18 protein-coding genes are annotated in these 17562 nt (G+C 69.4%); 11 read left to right on the forward strand and 7 right to left on the reverse strand.

Annotated elements, in window-relative coordinates; all coding sequences use genetic code 11:
• Positions 1–146: 146 nt before the first annotated feature.
• Positions 147–1109 carry a hypothetical protein gene (locus tag V5F26_RS06155; RefSeq protein ID WP_394946942.1) on the reverse strand — a complete coding sequence of 321 codons (963 nt, stop codon included), beginning with the start codon at positions 1107–1109 and terminating at the stop codon, positions 147–149.
• 105 nt (positions 1110–1214) lie between these two features.
• A complete protein-coding gene (locus V5F26_RS06160; RefSeq protein ID WP_394058735.1) occupies positions 1215–1838 on the reverse strand; it encodes an alpha-ketoglutarate-dependent dioxygenase AlkB in 624 nt (207 codons plus the stop codon).
• A 172-nt stretch (positions 1839–2010) separates the two neighbouring features.
• Here V5F26_RS06160 and V5F26_RS06165 point away from each other — a divergent pair, with 172 nt between their 5' ends.
• The gene (locus V5F26_RS06165; protein ID WP_234053889.1) at positions 2011–2388 is read left to right on the forward strand and encodes a VOC family protein; all 378 of its coding nucleotides are present in this window, start codon (positions 2011–2013) and stop codon (positions 2386–2388) included.
• A 12-nt stretch (positions 2389–2400) separates the two neighbouring features.
• Here V5F26_RS06165 and pncA read toward each other — a convergent pair whose 3' ends face one another.
• Entirely contained in the window at positions 2401–3063 is a 663-nt protein-coding gene (gene pncA / locus V5F26_RS06170) for a bifunctional nicotinamidase/pyrazinamidase (protein WP_394946943.1), read from the reverse strand.
• Positions 3064–3283: 220 nt separating this feature from the next.
• Between pncA and dnaK the strand changes: the two genes are divergently transcribed.
• Both dnaK and dnaJ read left to right on the forward strand, forming a co-directional pair.
• Entirely contained in the window at positions 3284–5185 is a 1902-nt protein-coding gene (dnaK, locus tag V5F26_RS06175) for a molecular chaperone DnaK (protein WP_394058732.1), read from the forward strand.
• Positions 5186–5461: 276 nt separating this feature from the next.
• The gene (gene dnaJ, locus V5F26_RS06180; protein ID WP_234053886.1) at positions 5462–6637 is read left to right on the forward strand and encodes a molecular chaperone DnaJ; all 1176 of its coding nucleotides are present in this window, start codon (positions 5462–5464) and stop codon (positions 6635–6637) included.
• Positions 6638–6646: 9 nt separating this feature from the next.
• Here dnaJ and V5F26_RS06185 read toward each other — a convergent pair whose 3' ends face one another.
• Positions 6647–7636 (reverse strand): NAD-dependent epimerase/dehydratase family protein, encoded by a 990-nt coding sequence (locus tag V5F26_RS06185; RefSeq protein ID WP_394946944.1) that lies wholly within the window; start codon positions 7634–7636, stop codon positions 6647–6649.
• A gap of 64 nt (positions 7637–7700) precedes the next feature.
• Between V5F26_RS06185 and V5F26_RS06190 the strand changes: the two genes are divergently transcribed.
• The 6 genes from V5F26_RS06190 (at position 7701) to V5F26_RS06215 (ending at position 12041) form a co-directional block, all read left to right on the forward strand.
• On the forward strand, positions 7701–8327 hold the full coding sequence (locus V5F26_RS06190) for a TetR/AcrR family transcriptional regulator (protein WP_394946945.1): 627 nt from the start codon (positions 7701–7703) through the stop codon (positions 8325–8327).
• 62 nt (positions 8328–8389) lie between these two features.
• Positions 8390–8992 carry a class I SAM-dependent methyltransferase gene (locus V5F26_RS06195; RefSeq protein WP_234053883.1) on the forward strand — a complete coding sequence of 201 codons (603 nt, stop codon included), beginning with the start codon at positions 8390–8392 and terminating at the stop codon, positions 8990–8992.
• A 152-nt stretch (positions 8993–9144) separates the two neighbouring features.
• On the forward strand, positions 9145–9876 hold the full coding sequence (gene pyrF, locus V5F26_RS06200; RefSeq protein WP_394058726.1) for an orotidine-5'-phosphate decarboxylase: 732 nt from the start codon (positions 9145–9147) through the stop codon (positions 9874–9876).
• A 19-nt stretch (positions 9877–9895) separates the two neighbouring features.
• Positions 9896–10537, forward strand: a complete 642-nt coding sequence (locus V5F26_RS06205) for a DUF1330 domain-containing protein (RefSeq protein ID WP_394058724.1) — start codon at positions 9896–9898, stop codon at positions 10535–10537.
• Between the two features lie 33 nt (positions 10538–10570).
• Positions 10571–11395, forward strand: coding sequence for a 4-hydroxy-tetrahydrodipicolinate reductase (dapB, locus tag V5F26_RS06210; RefSeq protein ID WP_234053880.1), 825 nt, complete (start codon positions 10571–10573; stop codon positions 11393–11395).
• A gap of 22 nt (positions 11396–11417) precedes the next feature.
• Positions 11418–12041 carry a 2,3-bisphosphoglycerate-dependent phosphoglycerate mutase gene (locus tag V5F26_RS06215; RefSeq protein WP_234053879.1) on the forward strand — a complete coding sequence of 208 codons (624 nt, stop codon included), beginning with the start codon at positions 11418–11420 and terminating at the stop codon, positions 12039–12041.
• A gap of 65 nt (positions 12042–12106) precedes the next feature.
• On the opposite strand, the gene V5F26_RS06220 is transcribed toward V5F26_RS06215, so the two are convergent.
• The 3 genes from V5F26_RS06220 to V5F26_RS06230 form a co-directional block, all read right to left on the reverse strand.
• Positions 12107–12769, reverse strand: a complete 663-nt coding sequence (locus V5F26_RS06220; RefSeq protein WP_394946946.1) for a lysozyme inhibitor LprI family protein — start codon at positions 12767–12769, stop codon at positions 12107–12109.
• 1064 nt (positions 12770–13833) lie between these two features.
• The gene (locus V5F26_RS06225) at positions 13834–14259 is read right to left on the reverse strand and encodes a SufE family protein (protein WP_394946947.1); all 426 of its coding nucleotides are present in this window, start codon (positions 14257–14259) and stop codon (positions 13834–13836) included.
• Positions 14260–14508: 249 nt separating this feature from the next.
• Positions 14509–14931, reverse strand: a complete 423-nt coding sequence (locus V5F26_RS06230; RefSeq protein ID WP_394058720.1) for a DUF5330 domain-containing protein — start codon at positions 14929–14931, stop codon at positions 14509–14511.
• Between the two features lie 317 nt (positions 14932–15248).
• Between V5F26_RS06230 and V5F26_RS06235 the strand changes: the two genes are divergently transcribed.
• Positions 15249–16775, forward strand: a complete 1527-nt coding sequence (locus V5F26_RS06235; protein WP_394946948.1) for a sensor histidine kinase — start codon at positions 15249–15251, stop codon at positions 16773–16775.
• Positions 16772–17557, forward strand: coding sequence for a peptidoglycan-binding domain-containing protein (locus V5F26_RS06240; protein WP_394946949.1), 786 nt, complete (start codon positions 16772–16774; stop codon positions 17555–17557). The genes V5F26_RS06235 and V5F26_RS06240 overlap by 4 nt, the downstream gene beginning before the upstream one ends.
• The last annotated feature ends 5 nt before the right edge of the window (positions 17558–17562 follow it).

A 17562-nucleotide genomic window follows, 5' to 3' on the forward strand; every position in this document is an offset into this window, starting at 1 on the left:
CATCCGGCGGGCGCGTTTCGCGCCGTCACCGCGCCGCCGGCGTGGAGGCTGGAGCAGAGCTGCGGCCGCGTTGGTGCGCGTCGCGTATTGTGTTGGGGAATGTAGCCGGCTCCCACGCTGCCGCCGTCTGTGATCTGGGCGAGCCCCTAGCGTGCGTCGATGCCGTCGCGGATGGCGCGGAAGCGGGGGTAGAGCTCGGGGAAGGCATCGAGCTTGGAAATGCCAACCATGCGAATGTGCCCGGTCTGGCCGAAGCGCAGCCATTGCACGATCTTCACCGCGTCGCCGGTCTTGGCGTCCACCGCCTGGGCCATCACCTCATAGCCGGGCAGCTGGGCGATGCGCAGGGGCTCGGCGCGCTCCAGCCGCATGTCCTTGAGGCCCGAAAGGGTGGAGAGGGCCCGCAGCGCGAACTGGCGGCGCTCATCCTCGCGCGGCGCGCCGGATGCCACCGACACGACGAAATAGGGCTGCTCCGCGCCCTCGATGGTGTTCTTCGGCCCATCGGTGAGCATCACGGTGGAGCCGCCGAATGTGCGCACCACGCGGAACCCGGCCAGGTCCGTCACGGTGAAGGGCAACGCCGCCACCTGGTCCTGCGGCGAGCGGAAGGCGAGGGTGGCGAGGGCCTTGCGCACCTCCGCGTCGGGCAGGGCCGCCGCATCGGTCTCCGCCACCTGCACGGTGACGAGGGCGGTCACGAGGTCGGTGCCGGCGAGGAGGATCCACTTGCGCACGCGGAAGGGGCCGGCGGTCTGCGTGCCGGTGACCAGATAGCCCTTCGCGCCGGGAATGGTGAAGGGCCCGCGGGATTCCACGGTGATGCCCTTGCTGGCCAGCGCGGTATCGGAAAAGCCATCCTCGATCTGCGCATAGGCCTGGGGCGGCATGTCCACCATCAGGATGGAGGCGTTGTGCGCCCGGTCCTCAAAGCCGGCGAAGGTGGTGCTTTCCACCATTCCGGGCGGAGGCTCCAGCCCCATCACCGAGCCGCGCGGAAACACCACTTCGCCCGCAAGGGCGGCGGCGGCCATCAGCGCCAGGGTCGCGACCGAAAGGCCAAGGGCGGCAAGCCCGTTCATTCCACGGCGCAGCAAGCCATGAAGCATCGGGAGGGGCTCCATCGAGGCGGCCGGGCGCACGCGGAAGGCGAATCGGCCCGGCAAATCCGCGTCAGGTTCGCACGAATGCGCGGTCCCAGTCACCCGCCCCCATCACCCGGCGCAGGTGACGCGCCGCAGGGTGAGATTGAAGCGCCCGCCTTCCGCCAGCAGCCGCGACGACCCGCCCATGATCCGGTCCACCCCGTGAAAGGCCAGGCGGCTCGCCCCCGAGAGCACGAACACGTCGCCGGAGGCCAGGCGGATGGAGCGCGTCGGCCCCGACCGCTCGGCGCCGCCCAGCCGGAACAGGGCCGTGTCGCCCAGGGAGATGGAAACCACCGGGGCGGTCAGGTCCGCCTCGTCGCGGTCCTGGTGCAGGCTCATGCGCGCGTCGGGGGCGTAATAATTGATGAGGCAGGCCTCCGCGGGGGCCATGGGTGTGCCGAAGCGGGCATAGGCGTCCTGCAGGCGCTCCGGCATGGGGGGCCAGGGGGCGCGGGTGTCGGGGTGGAAGGCCTGGTAGCGATAGCCGCCGGCATCGGAGACCCAGCCCAGCGGCCCGCAATTGCTCATGCGCACGGAGAGGCTCTTGCCGGTGCGCGGCATGGTGGGCGTGAACAGGGGCGCCTGCGCGAGCACCGCGCGGATATCGGCCAGCAGGGCCACCTGCTCCTGCGGGCCAATGGCTTCCGGATACCACAGGGCGCCGGGGGCGAGCTCAAGGACGTGGGTCATGGTGGCCTCCGGTCCGCGGACGCGCGCATCATACCATTGCCCAGCTCCCCGGGCGCGCCGTGCGCTGGCCTCGGGCCCGCTGTCCACCGGATCCCGCCGGATCGGCGAAATGGGTGCGAGCGCGGGCCTGGGTCATCGTGTACACAGGAGCGCCCAACAGGAGGAGGCGCCCATGGCCCAGCATGGAAAATTCTACTGGAACGAGCTGATGACGGACGACGTGGAAAAGGCCAAGGCCTTTTACGGCGCCACTCTTGGCTGGTCGTTCGCGGAAATGCCCACCGATGGGGCTCACCCCTATTACGTCGCCCATCTCGGCGAGGAGCCCGTGGCGGGCCTGATGGACAAGACTGAGATCCTGCCGCCGGAGGTGCCGCCCCACTGGTTCCCCTACATCAACGTGGACAATCTCGAGGCGCGCCTCAAGCTCCTGGAGGAGAATGGCGGGCAGGTGATCCGTCCCCCGTTCGAGGTGCCCGGGGTGGGCCGCATCGCGATCGTCACCGACGCCACCGGCGCGGCCATGGGCTGGATGACGGCGGAGATGTGAGCCCGCGAGGGCTCACGCCACGATATCGTCGAGCCGCAGCCGCCGGACCCCGGCGGCATCCATCTGGTCAAGGGCCCGCGCCAGGGAGCCGTTGACGTCGATGGCGCGGCAGGCGTCCTCCACCACATAGGTGGTGAAGCCGTGGCGGGTCGCGTCCACCGCCGACCACGCCACGCAGAAGTCGGTGGCCAGGCCCATCAGGTAGACAGTGTCGATCCCCCGCTCCTTGAGGTAGCCGGTAAGGCCTGTGGGGGTGGTGCGGTCGGCTTCGTAGAAGGTGGAATAGCTGTCGATGGTGCGATGGTGGCCCTTGCGGATGATGAGCTGGGCGTGGGGGATCTCCAGCCGGGTCGCGAAGCGGGCGCCGATGCTGTCCTCGACGCAATGGTCCGGCCACAGCACCTGCTCGCCATAAGGCAGGGCGATGGTGTCGTAGGGCGCCTTGCCCGGGTGGTTGGAGGCGAAGGAGACATGGTCCGCGGGGTGCCAGTCCTGGGTCAGGACGACATTGCGGAAGGAGCTCGCCGCGAGGTTGGCCAGGGGCACGACCTCGTGTCCGCCGGGCACGGCGAGGGCGCCGCCGGGCAGGAAGTCCACCTGCAGGTCCACCACAACCAGGACGGAGCGCGCATCGGCGCTCCGTCCCGAGGTTCCGACGGGGCGGGAGAGGGGCATGGTCGGCATCCTCGCGAGCGAGTGAAAAAGGGCGCATCCGCCTGCTACCACGCCTTGCGGCGCCAAACACCCCCCCCTATATCCGCCTCGATCGTCGTTTTCGCGACGAACCCCAATTTCAAGTGAAGGGGGCCGGCGGATCGGTTGCGGCAGGGGCCCGCGACCTATCCCAGGCGGGTGCCGAAAGGGCCCGGCCGGTCTGCCGGCAAGGAGAAACTATATGGCCAAGATCATCGGTATCGACCTCGGCACCACCAATTCGTGCGTTGCGGTGATGGAGGGAACCACCCCGAAAGTCATCGAGAACGCCGAGGGCGCGCGCACCACGCCGTCCATCGTCGCTTTCACGGAGGATGGCGAGCGTCTGGTGGGTCAGCCTGCCAAGCGGCAGGGCGTGACCAATCCGGAGCGCACCTTCTTTGCGGTGAAGCGCCTCATCGGCCGCCGCTTCGATGATCCCACCGTCACCAAGGACAAGAACCTGGTGCCCTACCACATCGTGCGCGCCGACAATGGCGACGCCTGGGTGGAGGCCGACGGCAAGAAGTATTCGCCTTCCCAGATCTCTGCCTTCGTCCTGCAGAAGATGAAGGAGACCGCCGAGTCGTTCCTCGGCGAGAAGGTCGAGAAGGCCGTCATCACCGTTCCCGCTTACTTCAACGACGCCCAGCGCCAGGCCACCAAGGACGCCGGCAAGATCGCCGGTCTCGAGGTGCTGCGCATCATCAACGAGCCGACTGCGGCGGCGCTCGCTTATGGCCTCGACAAGAAGTCGGCCGGCACCATCGCGGTCTATGACCTCGGCGGCGGCACCTTCGACGTGTCGGTGCTGGAGATCGGCGACGGCGTGTTCGAGGTGAAGTCCACCAACGGCGACACGTTCCTGGGCGGTGAAGACTTCGACATGCGGCTGGTGAACTACCTGGCCGACGAGTTCAAGAAGGAGCAGGGCATCGACCTGCGCAACGACAAGCTCGCCCTCCAGCGGCTGAAGGAAGCCGCCGAGAAGGCCAAGATCGAGCTCTCGTCCGCCGCGCAGACCGAGATCAACCTGCCCTTCATCACCGCCGATGCCTCGGGCCCGAAGCATCTCACCATGAAGCTCACCCGCGCCAAGTTCGAGGCGCTGGTGGAAGACCTGATCCAGCGCACCATCGAGCCGTGCCGGAAGGCGCTGCAGGATGCTGGCCTTTCCGCCGGCCAGATCGACGAAGTGGTGCTGGTGGGCGGCATGACCCGCATGCCCAAGGTCCAGGAAGTGGTGAAGCAGTTCTTCGGCAAGGAGCCCCACAAGGGCGTCAACCCGGATGAAGTGGTCGCCATCGGCGCCGCCATCCAGGCCGGCGTGCTCCAGGGCGACGTGAAGGACGTGCTGCTGCTCGACGTGACCCCGCTGTCGCTGGGCATCGAGACCCTGGGCGGCGTGTTCACCCGCCTCATCGACCGCAACACCACCATCCCGACCAAGAAGAGCCAGGTGTTCTCCACGGCCGAGGACGGACAGACCGCAGTGACCATCCGCGTGTTCCAGGGTGAGCGCGAGATGGCGGCCGACAACAAGATGCTCGGCCAGTTCGACCTCGTCGGCATCCCGCCGGCGCCCCGCGGCGTGCCGCAGGTGGAGGTGACCTTCGACATCGACGCCAACGGCATCGTGCAGGTTTCCGCCAAGGACAAGGGCACCGGCAAGGAGCAGCAGATCCGCATCCAGGCTTCCGGCGGTCTCAACGAGGCCGACATCGAGAAGATGGTCAAGGACGCCGAGGCCCACGCGGCCGACGACAAGAAGCGCAAGGCCCTGGCCGAGGCCAAGAACCACGGCGAGGCGCTGGTGCACTCCACCGAGAAGGCGCTGTCCGAGCACGGCACCAAGATCGGCGAGGGCGACAAGAGCGCCATCGAGACCGCCATCTCCGACCTGAAGGGCGTGCTCTCGGGTGAGGATGTCGAGGCCATCGAGGCCAAGACCCAGGCCCTGGCGCAGGTCTCCCTCAAGCTCGGCGAGGCCATGTATGCGGCCCAGCAGGGCGGCGGCGAGGACGGCGCGGCCGCCAAGCCGAAGGACGACGTGGTGGACGCCGAGTTCACCGAAGTGGACGACGACAAGAAGAAGTCGGCCTGATCATGAAGCGGCGGGCCTCAGCCCGCCGCTTCTTCCTTCCGCCCACCGTGGCGGAGCGTGTTGTTTCAACCGCTGCATGGAACCGGCCCCCAGGGGATGCCGGGATGCGGCGACAGATAGCGTGACCGCCTGTTCCCGGCGCCCGGCTGCGAGCGCCCCGCACATCCGGCGCATTCAGCCGGAGGCTTCGCCCAAGGTTCCTCTCCGGGTCGCTTCGGCGCCGGCGGAACGGGGTGAAAACGGACCAGGGCCGGTTGCGGCGGGTGAAGAGTGAGCATGGCCAAGCGCGATTTTTACGAGATCCTCGGCTGCGACCGCGGCGCCGACGAGACGGTGCTGAAGGCCTCCTACCGCAAGCTGGCCATGAAGTGGCACCCGGACCGCAACCAGAATGACGCGGACGCGGAAATCCGCTTCAAGGAAGTCAACGAAGCCTACGAGATCCTGAAGGATCCGCAGAAGCGCGCCGCCTACGACCGCTTCGGCCATGCCGCGTTCGAGAATGGGGGCGGCGGGGGCCCCGGCTTCGGCTCCGATTTCGCCTCGTCCTTCGCGGATATCTTCGACGACCTGTTCGGCGGCGCCATGGGGCGCGGCGGCGGTGGCGGCAGCCGTGGTGGCCAGTCGCGCGGGCGCGGCGCCGACCTGCGCTACAATATGGAGATCACGCTGGAAGAAGCGTTCTCCGGCAAGACCGCGCAGATCAAGATCCCCACCTCCGTCACCTGCGAGGCCTGCAACGGCAGCGGCGCCAAGGCGGGCACCAGCCCGAAGACCTGCCGCACCTGCGGCGGCGCCGGCAAGATCCGCCATGCCCAGGGCTTCTTCACCCTGGAGCGCACCTGCCCGAGCTGCCAGGGCCGCGGCTCCATCATCGAGGATCCGTGCGGCTCCTGCGGCGGCGCCGGCCGGGTGACGCGCGAACGTACCCTTTCGGTGCAGATTCCCGCGGGCGTGGAAGACGGCACCCGCATCCGCCTGGGCGGCGAGGGCGAGGCCGGCGTGCGCGGCGGGCCGGCGGGCGACCTCTATATCTTCCTGTCGCTGGAGCCCCATCCCTTCTTCCAGCGCGAGGGGGCGGACCTGTATTGCCGGGTGCCCATCTCCATGGTCACCGCCGCCCTCGGCGGGCAGGTGGAGGTGCCCACCATTGGCGGTGAGAAGACCAAGGTGAAGATTCCCGAGGGCACCCAGTCGCAGAAGCGCTTCCGCCTGACGGGCGAGGGCATGCCGGTCCTGCGCACCCGCAATTTCGGCGACATGTATGTGCAGGTGGTGGTGGAAACCCCGCAGAAGCTCACCAAGCGCCAGCGGGAGCTGCTCACCGAGTTCGACAAGGAATGCTCTGGCGAGACCCATCCCGAGTCCACGGGCTTCTTCTCCAAGGTGAAGGAGTTCTTCCAGGGCGCCACCGGCCAGGGCGCCAGCGGCGCACCCAGCGACGGCGCCTGACGGCGCCGCTCAGGCCGGGCGCAGGGCCCGCCGGGCGGCATCCATGGAGCGGGCGATGCCCTCCGCATAGGAGGTCTTCGTCAGCGGCCCGAGGAGCTGGGTGAGGGCGGTATCGTCGAAGATGACCGGGTCGGTCATCAGATAATGCATCTCCACCAGTTCGCGCATCAGCGGGTCGAACAGGCCCGCCAGGCGCAGCATGAGCCTGTTGGCGACGAACAGCCTGGGATTGCTGCGCACCAGCATGAAGGCCTGTTCCGCCACCTGCCGCACGGTGATGGTGCCGGCGCCGCCCAGATTGAAGGCGCGGCCGAAGGCGCCCTCGCGCATCAGCAGCCGGCGCACCACCTCCCCCACATCGGGCACGAAGACGAATTCATGGGGCGTGTCGATGGGGCCGATGACCTTGGCCCGGCGCCCGGCGGCCGCCGCGGCGAAGATGTCGGCCAGATAGCTGCGCTCCACCTGCGGCCCGTAGAAGTCGGGCAGGCGGAGGATGGCGGTGGCGATGCGGCCTTGCGCGCCGGCCTCCAGCACCAGGTCTTCCTGTTCCTTGCGCATGCGCCCCTTGAATGTGTGCGGTTCGCGCGGATGGCTCTCATCCACCCGGGCCGCGCGCGGCCGCCCGAAGGGGTAGGCGGTGCCGATGAGAAGCAGCCGGCGCACGCCTTCCGCCTCGGCGGCCTCCAGGGTGCGGCGCATGAGCTCCGGATGCAGGCGGAACGCGTCATAGGGAACACCCACCATATAGACCAGCGTTTCGAGCCCGCGCACGGCGGCGCGGATGCGCGCCGGGTCGTCGGGGTCCCACTGCCGCGCTTCCACTCCCGGCACGCCACGGAAATGGTCGGTGATGGAGGGGAGGCTGCGGCCGATCACGGCGAAGGGCGTGCCGGTGGCTGCAAACGCCGCGCCGATGCTGGCGCCAATGGGGCCGGTGCCGCCGACGAGGCCGATGCGGGCAGGCGCGTGTGCTTGCATGGAGGACGCGTCGGTCATAGAACCGCTCCTGAACACTGTTCATAAACTAAACGCCGTTCACGTCAACAGGTTTGCTGCGCCCATGGACGAAAATCAGAACCCCAGCCCCCGTGCCCGCCGGAAGGAGGATGCCCGCGAGCGCATCCTGCAGGCGGCCCGGCGCATCGTTCTCGATGAGGGATTCGCGGCGCTCACCATGCGGCGGATCGCCCAGCAGGCGGGTTATTCACCGGCGGCCCTGTACCTGCACTTCGAATGCCGGGAGGCCATTGCCCGCGAACTGGGCGAGGCAGGTATGCGCTCCCTTCATGCCCGCCTGTCCGAGGCGGGGTGCGAAGCGGGCCCGCTGGCCCGCCTTCGCGCGCTGAGCCGGGCCTATGTGCAGTTCGCCCGTGAGGAGCCGGAAACCTATCGCCTGATCTTCATGGAGCCGGGCTTTGCCGCCAGCGCCCTTGGCGGCAAAGATGAGACGGGGGCGGCCGCCTTTGCCCTGCTGGCGGGCGTATTTGCGGAGCTCGCCGCCGCCGGACGCCTGCGCGCCGGGGCGCAGCCGGAGAGCCTGGCGACCGGCCTGTGGGTGCTGCTCCATGGCCTTGCCAGCCTCAAGATCACCTGCTCCGCGTTCCTCTCCGCGCCGGAGGAGGAACTGCTGGCGGGAATGCTCGACAACCTGTTGCATGGGGTGCTGCGGGCGGCCCCTGAATCTTGACCATCGCCCCGATCCCGTCTAATCGCCTGACACTCCTTGATTGGGCGCCAGAGGTGCCGCTGATGTTTCATTCCCGAGAGCCGCGCAATTCTTCCCCGAAGGGGGGCCTCAACGACGAGGTGCGCTTCCTGCAGTCGTGGTTCCGGAACCCGCTGAAAACCGGTGCGGTCTCCCCCTCCAGCCCCGGCCTCGCCAAGATGATGGCGAGCTATCTCGATCCGAGCAAAGACGGCCCGGTCATCGAGCTTGGCCCGGGCACCGGCCCGGTCACCAAGGCGCTGCTGGCGCGGGGCTTCGCGCCCGAGCGGCTGTTCCTCATCGAGTACAATCCGGAATTCTGCGCCCTGCTGCGCCGCCGCTATCCGGGTGTCACCGTCATTCACGGCGATGCCTATGCCATGCGCAAGACCCTGGGCAATGCGCTGCCGGGCAAGGCCGTGGGCACCATTTCGTCGCTGCCGCTGTTCACCATGCCCCAGGCCGAGCGCCACCGGATGGTGAATGAGGCGTTCGACCTCACCGTGCCCGGCGCGCCGTTCGTGCAGTTCACCTATGCGGTCGTGTCCCCGGTGCCGCTCCTGCCTGGCAAGATCGAGGGCAAGGTGTCGCCGCGGGTGTGGATGAACATCCCGCCGGCCCGCGTGTGGGTCTATCACCGGCCCTGAGCCCCTCGGGGCCCTGAGCCGCTTGCTGTCGAGAATTCCGGCGGCGCACCTTGCCACCCATCGTCGCGGCGGCTACGCCTCCTCGATCCGGCGGTGAGATCGGGTGGAGCCGTCCACCCGCGCAGCCCCGCCGGAGCCATTGAGGAGGGGCCATGAGCGCAGCGCTTTCGGGCGGAGACCACCAGCAGCGCATCGACGCGGCGCGCGAACGTCTCATCGTCGCCCTGGACTTCCCCAGTGTGAGCGCGGCTGAAGCGCTCGTGTGGCAGCTCGGCGACGACGTCTCCTTCTACAAGATCGGGCTGGAGCTCACCATTGCCGGCGGGCTGGACCTCGCCGCCGACCTCATCGGCTCCGGCAAGCGGGTGTTCCTGGACCTGAAGCTGCACGACATCGGCAATACGGTGGAGCGCGCCACGGCCGCCGCCGCCGCCCGGGGTGTGAGCCTGCTCACCGTTCATGCCTATCCCCAGACCCTCGCCGCCGCCGCGCGCGGCGCCGCCGGCTCGCCGCTGAAGGTGCTGGGCGTCACCGTCCTCACCTCCTATGACGATGCGGACCTTGCCGCCGCCGGCTATGCCGCGGGCGTCACCGAAACCGTGCGCCGCCGCGCCGGGGATGCGCGCGCCGCCGGTGTCGCCGGCGTCATCTGCGCCCCCACGGATGCGGCCATGGTGCGCACCGTGCTCGGGCCGGACGGGCTGGTGGTCACGCCTGGCGTGCGCCCACGCGGCGCCGCCGTGGGAGACCAGAAGCGAATTGCGAGCCCGGCCGAAGCCGTGGCCGCCGGAGCCGACATGATCGTGGTGGGGCGTCCCGTGATCGCCGCGCCGGACCCGCGCGAGGCCGCGCGGCAGATCCTGTCCGAGCTCGCCGGCGACTGATGTGGGAGAGGGGGTAAGCATGGCCAAGGGATATTGGTTCATCAATGTCGACGTGGTCGATCCCGTCGATTTCATCACCTATGCCAACGCCAACGTGGCCTTCCTGGCCGAGCGCAAGGCCAAGTTCCTGATCGCCGGCGGCGATTTCGAGCACATGGAGGGCATCAAGCGCCACCGCAACGTGCTGGTGGAGTGGCCCTCCTATGACGAGGCCGTGGCGGCCTGCAACTCGCCCGAATACCGGAAGGTGGCGGCGCTGCGGGGTGACTGCGCCATCACCGACCTCGCCGTGGTGGAAGGCTATGATGGCGAGCAGCCGAGCGCCCAGGCCCCGGCCGAAAGCACGCACGAGTTCCCCCGCGGCTATTGGATGGTGCGCATGGATGTCACCGACCCGGCGGCCTATGACCAGTATCGCGCGGCCAATGTGAAGGCGTTGGCGGAGTTCGGCGGCTGGTTCCTGGTGCGCAGCGGGCGCAGCGTGGTGGTGGAGGGCAAGGGCCGCTCGCAGTACATCGTGATCGCCTTTCCCGATCTCGCCAGCGCGAAGGCCTGCTACCACTCCTTCGCCTACCAGCAGGCCTTCTCCCGCCGCAAGCGCGCGGCGGAAGGCGACCTCATCATCATTTCCGGCTATGCGGGCCGGCAGCCCGCTGCCTGAGCCCGTCCCCCCATTCTCTTGAGGAGCACGCGCGTGTCCGACCTGCGCATCGTCATCGCCGGAGCCGGCGGCCGCATGGGCCGCACCCTCGTCAAGGCCATTTCCGAGCAGAAGGGTTTGGTGTTGGCCGGTGCGCTGGAGCACGCCGGCAGCGCCTATCTCGGCGCAGATTCCGGCGTGGTGGCGGGGCTGCCGGCCAATGGCATTCCCGTTCGCAGCGATGAGACGGACCTCCCGCAGGTGCTCGATGGCGCGGATGTGGTGATCGATTTCTCCTCGCCCGCCGGCTCGGTGCGCCTCGCGGGCGTGGCGGCGGAACGCGGGGTGGCGATGGTGATCGGCACCACCGGCTTTTCCGCCCAGGACACGGTGGCGCTCACCGCGGCGGCGAAGGCCACGGCGGTGGTGAAGTCCGGCAATATGAGCCTCGGCGTCAACCTGCTGGCCGCGCTGACCCGGCGCGTGGCGGCCACGCTGGATGAGACGTTCGATATCGAAATCCTGGAAATGCACCACAACAAGAAGGTGGATGCGCCTTCCGGCACCGCTCTGCTGCTAGGCGAGGCGGCGGCCGAGGGGCGCGGGCGCGACCTGGATGAATGGTCCGAGCGCGGGCGTGACGGCCAGACCGGCGCGCGCAAGCCGGGCACCATCGGCTTTGCCAGCCTGCGCGGCGGCTCCGTGGTGGGCGAGCATGCCGTCATCTTCGCCGGCCCGGCCGAGCGCATCGAGCTGGTGCACAAGGCCGAGGACCGCATGATTTTCGCCCATGGCGCGCTGGTGGCGGCACGCTGGGTGAAGGGGCGCGCGCCGGCGCTCTATTCCATGGCCGACGTGCTCGGCCTGTCCGATTTCTGAACCCGCGTTTTCGGAGCTGTTGATGTCCGACCGTATCCTCGTGCTCGTCCGTCACGGACAGAGCGAGTGGAACCTCAAGAACCTGTTCACCGGCTGGCGCGATCCGGCGCTGACCGAGCAGGGCGTGATGGAAGCCAAGCGCGCCGGCGCCAGCCTCAAGGCGCAGGGCCTGGTGTTCGACGCTGCCTTCACCTCCGCCCTCAGCCGCGCCCAGACCACCTGCTCGCTCATCCTGAACGAGATGGGCCAGGGCGCCCTGGAGCCGGTGAAGAACCTGGCCCTGAACGAGCGGGACTATGGCGACCTCTCGGGCCTCAACAAGGACGACGCCCGCGAGAAGTGGGGCGAGGAGCAGGTGCATGCCTGGCGCCGCTCCTATGATGTCCCCCCGCCCGGCGGTGAGAGCCTGCGCGACACGGTGGCCCGCGTGCTGCCCTATTACGTGCAGGAGATCCTGCCGAGCGTGCTGCGCGGGAACCGCACTCTGGTGACCGCCCACGGCAACTCCCTACGTGCGCTCATCATGGTGCTGGAGAAGCACACGCCGGAAAGCATCCTGAAGCGCGAGCTCGCCACCGGCTCCCCCATCATTTACCGCCTGAACGCTGATTCCACCGTGGCGGAAAAGCAGGACCTGGCGGCCTGAGTGACATCGGGGCCCGGAGTGCCCGCGATGGCACTCCGGGGCACTGTTTCAATCGAGGACCTCTTTCAATCGAGGATCTGCGGCGTCGCGTGGGTCCAGGTGCCCGCTTGCGGCGCGGGCCCGTCGCGCACGGCTCGTTCCACCTCAGTGGGCGGCAGCACGTAGCGGGCGGCCAGGGCCTCGGCGCGCCGCGTATTGGCGGTGATGAGGCACAAGGCGCGCTCTTCGAAATTGCCGATGCCCCTTTTGCCCTCGAAGGGGGCGACGCTCTGGCAGTCGAAGTTGCGATAGAGCAGGAACCGCGACTGAGCCTCGTCCAGCAGGCTTTTCCAGCGGTTGCGCTGCACCGGGGCCAGATCACTGCGCGCGTCGATCACCCGCAGCGCATTGGCCAACTCGGCTTCCAGGGCCAGCTCGCTGGTGCGGATGGTATCGTAGAGGCAGCGGTTGCGCTCGGCGGCGGGCACCGCGTCCAGGGCGCAGGGACCGCTCCTGCCGGCCTCCGCGAGAGGCTGCGCCTCCGCCGAAAGCGTCGTGTCAGCCGGGGCGGGGGGGGCTTCGGCGGGCGCTTCAAGGGGCGAGGAATCCTTCGCCGGCACATTTCCCGCGATGATTCCCGGAGCAAGGGCCGGCTCGGGGCTGTGCCCCGGCGGGCGCAACGCCAGCACGGCCACGGGGCTCACGGCGAGAACCAGCGCGGCCAGGCCCATGGCCCACTGCTGCCTCACCTTCCCGCGCGCCTCTCCGGTTCCCGGCGTCATGGCGCGCCCGGCCCACGCATGACCCCACCCCCGACGGCATCGGAAAGCGGGCGCGCTGCGGCCGTCATTGCCGTTGGGCCGATGGGGCGGGCACCGGAAGGCGCGCCGCAGGGGGCGCCTCGCCTGGGTGAATGGCTGGGGTGGGAGCTGAAGGGGCCCCCCTGTTTCAAGGTGTCCCCGCGATGCTCCGGCGGATTGCCATGAAACGCCTTCGGCGCGTGCGTCCGCAGTCGCTTCACCGGGGTGGGCTTCACGTCGCGTGTCTCGGGCCGCGAAGGCGACATGCGGGCGCTGGCCCCGGCGCTGGCACGACCGTTTTCTGAGCGGATGCCTTTGGCGCGCAGCAGCTTGGCGAAGGGGCTGGGCACGGGCCATCCTCTCGAATGATGCGTCGAAGGCGACGGCCAATGGGTGGCCGGTCGCGGTCGTCCGGCGCCCGCCGGGCGCTTCGGTGGCCCTGGATAGCATCATTGAGGGGCGGTGCGCGAGCGGGCCGGGCGGAACCGATGAGGAGCCCGCAGCCCCTAGGGCTGGGCGGGGCCGACTTCCACGACCGTGATGCGCCGCCGGTCATTGCTGCCGGTGGAACGGGGGCGTGAACGACGGTGGGCGTATGGTTGGGCGATCTCAGTTTCTAAGGAAACGCCGAACCGCCCGGGCTCTTGTTTCGACCCGTGCCCTTCACGCGAACCGGTTCCCCCTTCGCTCGCAGACGCTCTCGAGCGTCTCCCCCTCGCGCGATTAAGGGAGGACGCTGGATCATTGCGCTAAGGCGCCGTCCTGAAGCGAACTTGCGTACCCGGCGCTCGCAGGGGTTTTGGGGCAACTCCCGTCTCAGCAATTCGGGACATGCCCGGGCGTCTTGAGTTCGCGCATTCTCTCCGCGCGGCCGGGAGCGGCCGTGCGCGAAAAACCTCGGACGGATCGTGTGCAGGACCGAAGGCGGACACAGGGGCTGCCCTGACCGCCCGTGCCCATGCGCGCCCACGAAGGGCCGGCCCGCCTCTCACGAGGCCGGCGAGCGCTTGGCGTCAGGCCGTGGCGAGAGCGGCGCGGGCGTGGTTGCGGATGCGTTCCACCATGGAGCGCAGGCCGTTGGAGCGCTGGGGCGTGAGATGCCCCTCAAGCCCGATCTGCCGGAAAATGGCGAGAACGTCCGTTTCCAGGATCTCCTGGGGGCTATGGCCGGAAACGAGGGTGAGCAGAACCGCCACCAGCCCCTTCACGATATGCGCGTCGGAATCGCCCTGGAACTCCAGAATGGTGCCCTTGGGCGTCGTCTTCAGCTCGCTGATGAGCCACACCTGGCTGGCGCAGCCCTGCACCTTGTTGGCTTCGTTGCGCTCCGATTCCGGGAAGGGCGGCAGCGCCTTGCCGAGCTCGATGACGTGGCGGTAGCGGTCTTCCCAATTGTCCAGGAATTCGAAATCGGAGATCAGGTCGTCCTTCGTGGTCATGAAACCGGTCCCTTCGTCCAATGCGCCGGGCCTATGGATGGTCTAGCAATGGGCGCCGCTGAGGCGGCGTGCGTGCAATGCATCATCCAGCATATCGCGAGAGCCGCGGCGGGGCAAAAGGAACCTCGGCGCACCCTGGTGCGTGTTCCGGCGCGGGGGAGACCGGTTCGCGTCAAAAAGCGCGAGCGCGAGAGGCGCGCCCGTGTCCCTGAGGGCGAGAGACGGGGAAACCCACCCCGCCGGTCGTGCTCAGCTCGGCCGCTTGGCGGGGGCGGGAGCACCCTGGGGAGCACTGGCGGGCTGCACCTTGTCTCCGTTGCCCCAGGCGGGGGCGAGGTCCTGCGGGGTCAGCCCCTGGCTGTCGGCGGCACCGGTGGCGGGCGTTGCCGCCGGGGGCGTGCCGGGCGCGTGGGGATCATGGGAGCCGAGGGTTTCCGATAGCCACTGCGCGCCGGCCTGGGCCTTCTCCACCAGGTGGCTCGCCATCTGCCCGCCCACGGCGCAGGCCTCGGGCTGGCGATCGCAGAAGCCGCGTGCGTCCGCCACCACGGCCTGCACCGCGCCGAAGGCGTCGAACACGCTCACATCCTGCCCGGTGGTTCCCTTGAGGCCGAGCGGCAGCAGCAGGAGCACCAGGGCGATCCAGAAGGCCATACGCAGCAGGAAGAACATGGCGCCCTCGTCAGATCGAGCCGTCGCCCGCGCCCCTTGTGAGGGCACCGCGGGCCGGGACGGCAAAGGTCTTGCCGGCGTGCCGCGGGGCGGATGAGATCCTCATGCTCCCTTTCCAGGCCTGACGCCGCACGCCTCGCGAACATACCATCGCCGGGCCGCCCCGTGAGCGCTGGCGGCGTGCGCGCACAGGGTCTTTTCAAGACATCGTTAATGCTGGTGTCGGTCCCGGCTTAGCGTTCGCTTAAAGGCTGGCGTGGCAGAGTGCTCCCATTCCGGATCACAACGGGGACCGATTCATCCCCCTGTGGGTCCACATGTCGGTCATTCCCATGTCGGCGGTTGAGATGTCGGCGGTTGAGAGGAAGATGGTGCGGCCACGCGGTTTGGACAGGCTCGGCGATCAGGCCCGCGCGACGTCGCAGGCCGAGGCTGAAGGCCTGCCGCGCCTGGCGGTGCTCGGCCGTGTGATGGCCATGGTGCTGGGCGTGCTCGGGGTGCTGGCGCTGGTGAGCGCCGGTGTGGTGCTCGTGGCCCAGGCCGTCGGCCTGTTCGCCGGAGAGCCCGCCGATGCGCTGTCGCTGCTGGCGGCCGGCTTGTTGTGCGGCACGCTGGCGGCCATGTCGGCGGGGGTCGCCCGCGCCGCCACTGGTGTCTCGGATGCGGAGCTGCGCTCCGGCGCCGTGCTGGTGACCATTCACGATGCCCAGGGCGATGTGGTCCGCGTGGAATTGCAGGATGGCGCTCTGGCCCGCGCCCCGCGCGAGGGGCTCCAGGGGCCGGGCCTGTTCGGCCGTGTCCTGGTGGCGGATCGCCCCGCTTTCATGTCCGCGGTGCGCGAGGCGGCCGAGGGGCGCAGGCCCGTGGCGTGCGACGTCCGCCTGAGCTGTGCCTCCGAGGCCGATGGCACATCGTTCCTGCCTCTGGAGATCCGCTGCCTGCCGGCGCCGGAAGGCCGGGCTCGCCTGGTTTGGCGCGAGGCCCGCGTGTCGCGCCAGGAGGTGGATGAGGAGGCCCGCGCCCGCGCCGACGCGGAGCAGGCCAATGCCGCCAAGAGCCGTTTCCTGGCCGCCATGAGCCATGAGCTGCGCACGCCGCTCAACGCCATACTGGGCTTTTCCGAGCTGCTGGCGACCGATACGGGCGCGCCGATGGATGATGCGCGCAAGGCGGAATACGCCCGCATCATCCATGAGAGCGGCCAGCACCTGCTGGGGCTCGTCAACGATATTCTCGACCTCTCCCGCGTCGAGGCCGGGGCCTACGCGCTGGAGCCGGAGAGTATCGACATGGTCGAGCTGGTGGCCGGCTGCGGCGAGATGGTGGGGCTGGAGGCCACGCGCAAGAGCGTGCGGGTGCGCACGCTGGTGACCAGCGCGCTGCCGCCGGTCTGCGCCGACCGGCGGGCCCTGCGCCAGATCGTGCTCAATCTTCTGTCCAATGCAGTCAAGTTCACGCCCGAGGGCGGCCGCGTGCAGCTGACGGCGCGCCGCCGGGGCGACCGGCTGGCCCTTCGCGTGCGCGACACCGGTCCCGGCATCCGGCCGGAGGACGTGGCGCGCCTGGGCGAGCCCTTCTTCCAGACCGGGGAGGTGGCCCAGCGCGCCCGTGGCAGCGGCCTTGGCCTCGCCGTGGTGAAGGGGCTGGTGAAGCTGCATGACGGCACCTTCCGCGTGGACAGTGTGCCCGGGCGTGGAACGACTGTGACCGTGACCCTGCCGCTGGCGCCCGCGCGCGCCGCGTCGGATGAGGCGACGGTTCGGAATTCAGCCCGCGAGGGTGACGTGGTGGCCGCCTTTCCGGCCCGTCGCGGCGCCGAACCCCGGGTGAGGAGAATGGCATGACGCTCGACACCGCCGCCGCGCTTTCCGAGGCACCCTCCATCGGCGGGCCCGGAGATCCGTTCGCGCCGCCGCCGCCCCGCGGGGGGCGCCGGCTGAAGGTGCTGGACGTCCTCGTGGCCGCCGTGGTGGTGGCGGCGGGCGGTGCCGTCGCGGCGAATGCGCTGTTGATGCAGGTGCCGCCGCCCCACGTCCTGGCGGCCATGCCGGGGGCCCCGGCGGCCCTGGCCGGGAGCGAGAAGGGCAAGGCGCCGCGTGGCACTTCCGGCCCGGTCTCCATTCCCCTGCCGCCGGTGAATCCCAATGGCCACGGTTCCACCGCCGCCGGCGGGGAGACCAATGGCACGCTGGGCTATCTGGCGTCCAAGACCTCGGTCACCGGCATGACCACGCAGCTCAAGCCGGTGAGCGCGGAGGAGGCGGCAGCTGGCGCCATCGCCGCGCCACGGCCGGTGTCCAGCCTGCGGCCGCCGCTGAAGGTGGGGCCGCTCTCCGCCACCGGGCCCATGACGGTGTCGACATCCTCAAGCGGGGCCGGTGCCTCGGGCGCGGGCGCGCCCATTCGCCCGCCGGCAAACGTGCCCGCCTCGCCGCGCGTGGCCTCGGTGCAGCGGGCGCTCGACAAGCTGGGCTATGGCCCGCTCAAGGCGACAGGCGTCCTGAACGTGGAAACGCGCGAGACCATCCGCCGCTTCGAGCGGGATCGCCGCATGCCGGTGGATGGCGAGCCCACGGACGCGCTGGTGCGCGAGCTGAGCCTCATTTCCGGCATCGCGATCAACTGAGCGGC

The sequence above is a fragment of the Xanthobacter variabilis genome (assembly GCF_043831965.2).
Taxonomy (GTDB): domain Bacteria; phylum Pseudomonadota; class Alphaproteobacteria; order Rhizobiales; family Xanthobacteraceae; genus Xanthobacter.

Excerpts from the sequence above, each read along its gene's own strand:
- V5F26_RS06155 (WP_394946942.1), bottom strand. The coding sequence starts at position 1,109 with ATGCTTCATGGCTTGCTGCGCCGTGGAATGAACGGGCTTGCCGCCCTT.
- V5F26_RS06225 (WP_394946947.1), bottom strand. The coding sequence starts at position 14,259 with ATGACCACGAAGGACGACCTGATCTCCGATTTCGAATTCCTGGACAAT.
- V5F26_RS06215 (WP_234053879.1), top strand. The coding sequence starts at position 11,418 with ATGTCCGACCGTATCCTCGTGCTCGTCCGTCACGGACAGAGCGAGTGG.
- V5F26_RS06190 (WP_394946945.1), top strand. The coding sequence starts at position 7,701 with ATGGACGAAAATCAGAACCCCAGCCCCCGTGCCCGCCGGAAGGAGGAT.
- V5F26_RS06230 (WP_394058720.1), bottom strand. The coding sequence starts at position 14,931 with ATGTTCTTCCTGCTGCGTATGGCCTTCTGGATCGCCCTGGTGCTCCTG.
- V5F26_RS06205 (WP_394058724.1), top strand. The coding sequence starts at position 9,896 with ATGGCCAAGGGATATTGGTTCATCAATGTCGACGTGGTCGATCCCGTC.
- V5F26_RS06240 (WP_394946949.1), top strand. The coding sequence starts at position 16,772 with ATGACGCTCGACACCGCCGCCGCGCTTTCCGAGGCACCCTCCATCGGC.
- pncA (WP_394946943.1), bottom strand. The coding sequence starts at position 3,063 with ATGCCCCTCTCCCGCCCCGTCGGAACCTCGGGACGGAGCGCCGATGCG.
- V5F26_RS06195 (WP_234053883.1), top strand. The coding sequence starts at position 8,390 with ATGTTTCATTCCCGAGAGCCGCGCAATTCTTCCCCGAAGGGGGGCCTC.
- dnaK (WP_394058732.1), top strand. The coding sequence starts at position 3,284 with ATGGCCAAGATCATCGGTATCGACCTCGGCACCACCAATTCGTGCGTT.
- V5F26_RS06165 (WP_234053889.1), top strand. The coding sequence starts at position 2,011 with ATGGCCCAGCATGGAAAATTCTACTGGAACGAGCTGATGACGGACGAC.
- V5F26_RS06160 (WP_394058735.1), bottom strand. The coding sequence starts at position 1,838 with ATGACCCACGTCCTTGAGCTCGCCCCCGGCGCCCTGTGGTATCCGGAA.
- V5F26_RS06185 (WP_394946944.1), bottom strand. The coding sequence starts at position 7,636 with ATGACCGACGCGTCCTCCATGCAAGCACACGCGCCTGCCCGCATCGGC.
- dnaJ (WP_234053886.1), top strand. The coding sequence starts at position 5,462 with ATGGCCAAGCGCGATTTTTACGAGATCCTCGGCTGCGACCGCGGCGCC.
- V5F26_RS06235 (WP_394946948.1), top strand. The coding sequence starts at position 15,249 with ATGTCGGTCATTCCCATGTCGGCGGTTGAGATGTCGGCGGTTGAGAGG.
- pyrF (WP_394058726.1), top strand. The coding sequence starts at position 9,145 with ATGAGCGCAGCGCTTTCGGGCGGAGACCACCAGCAGCGCATCGACGCG.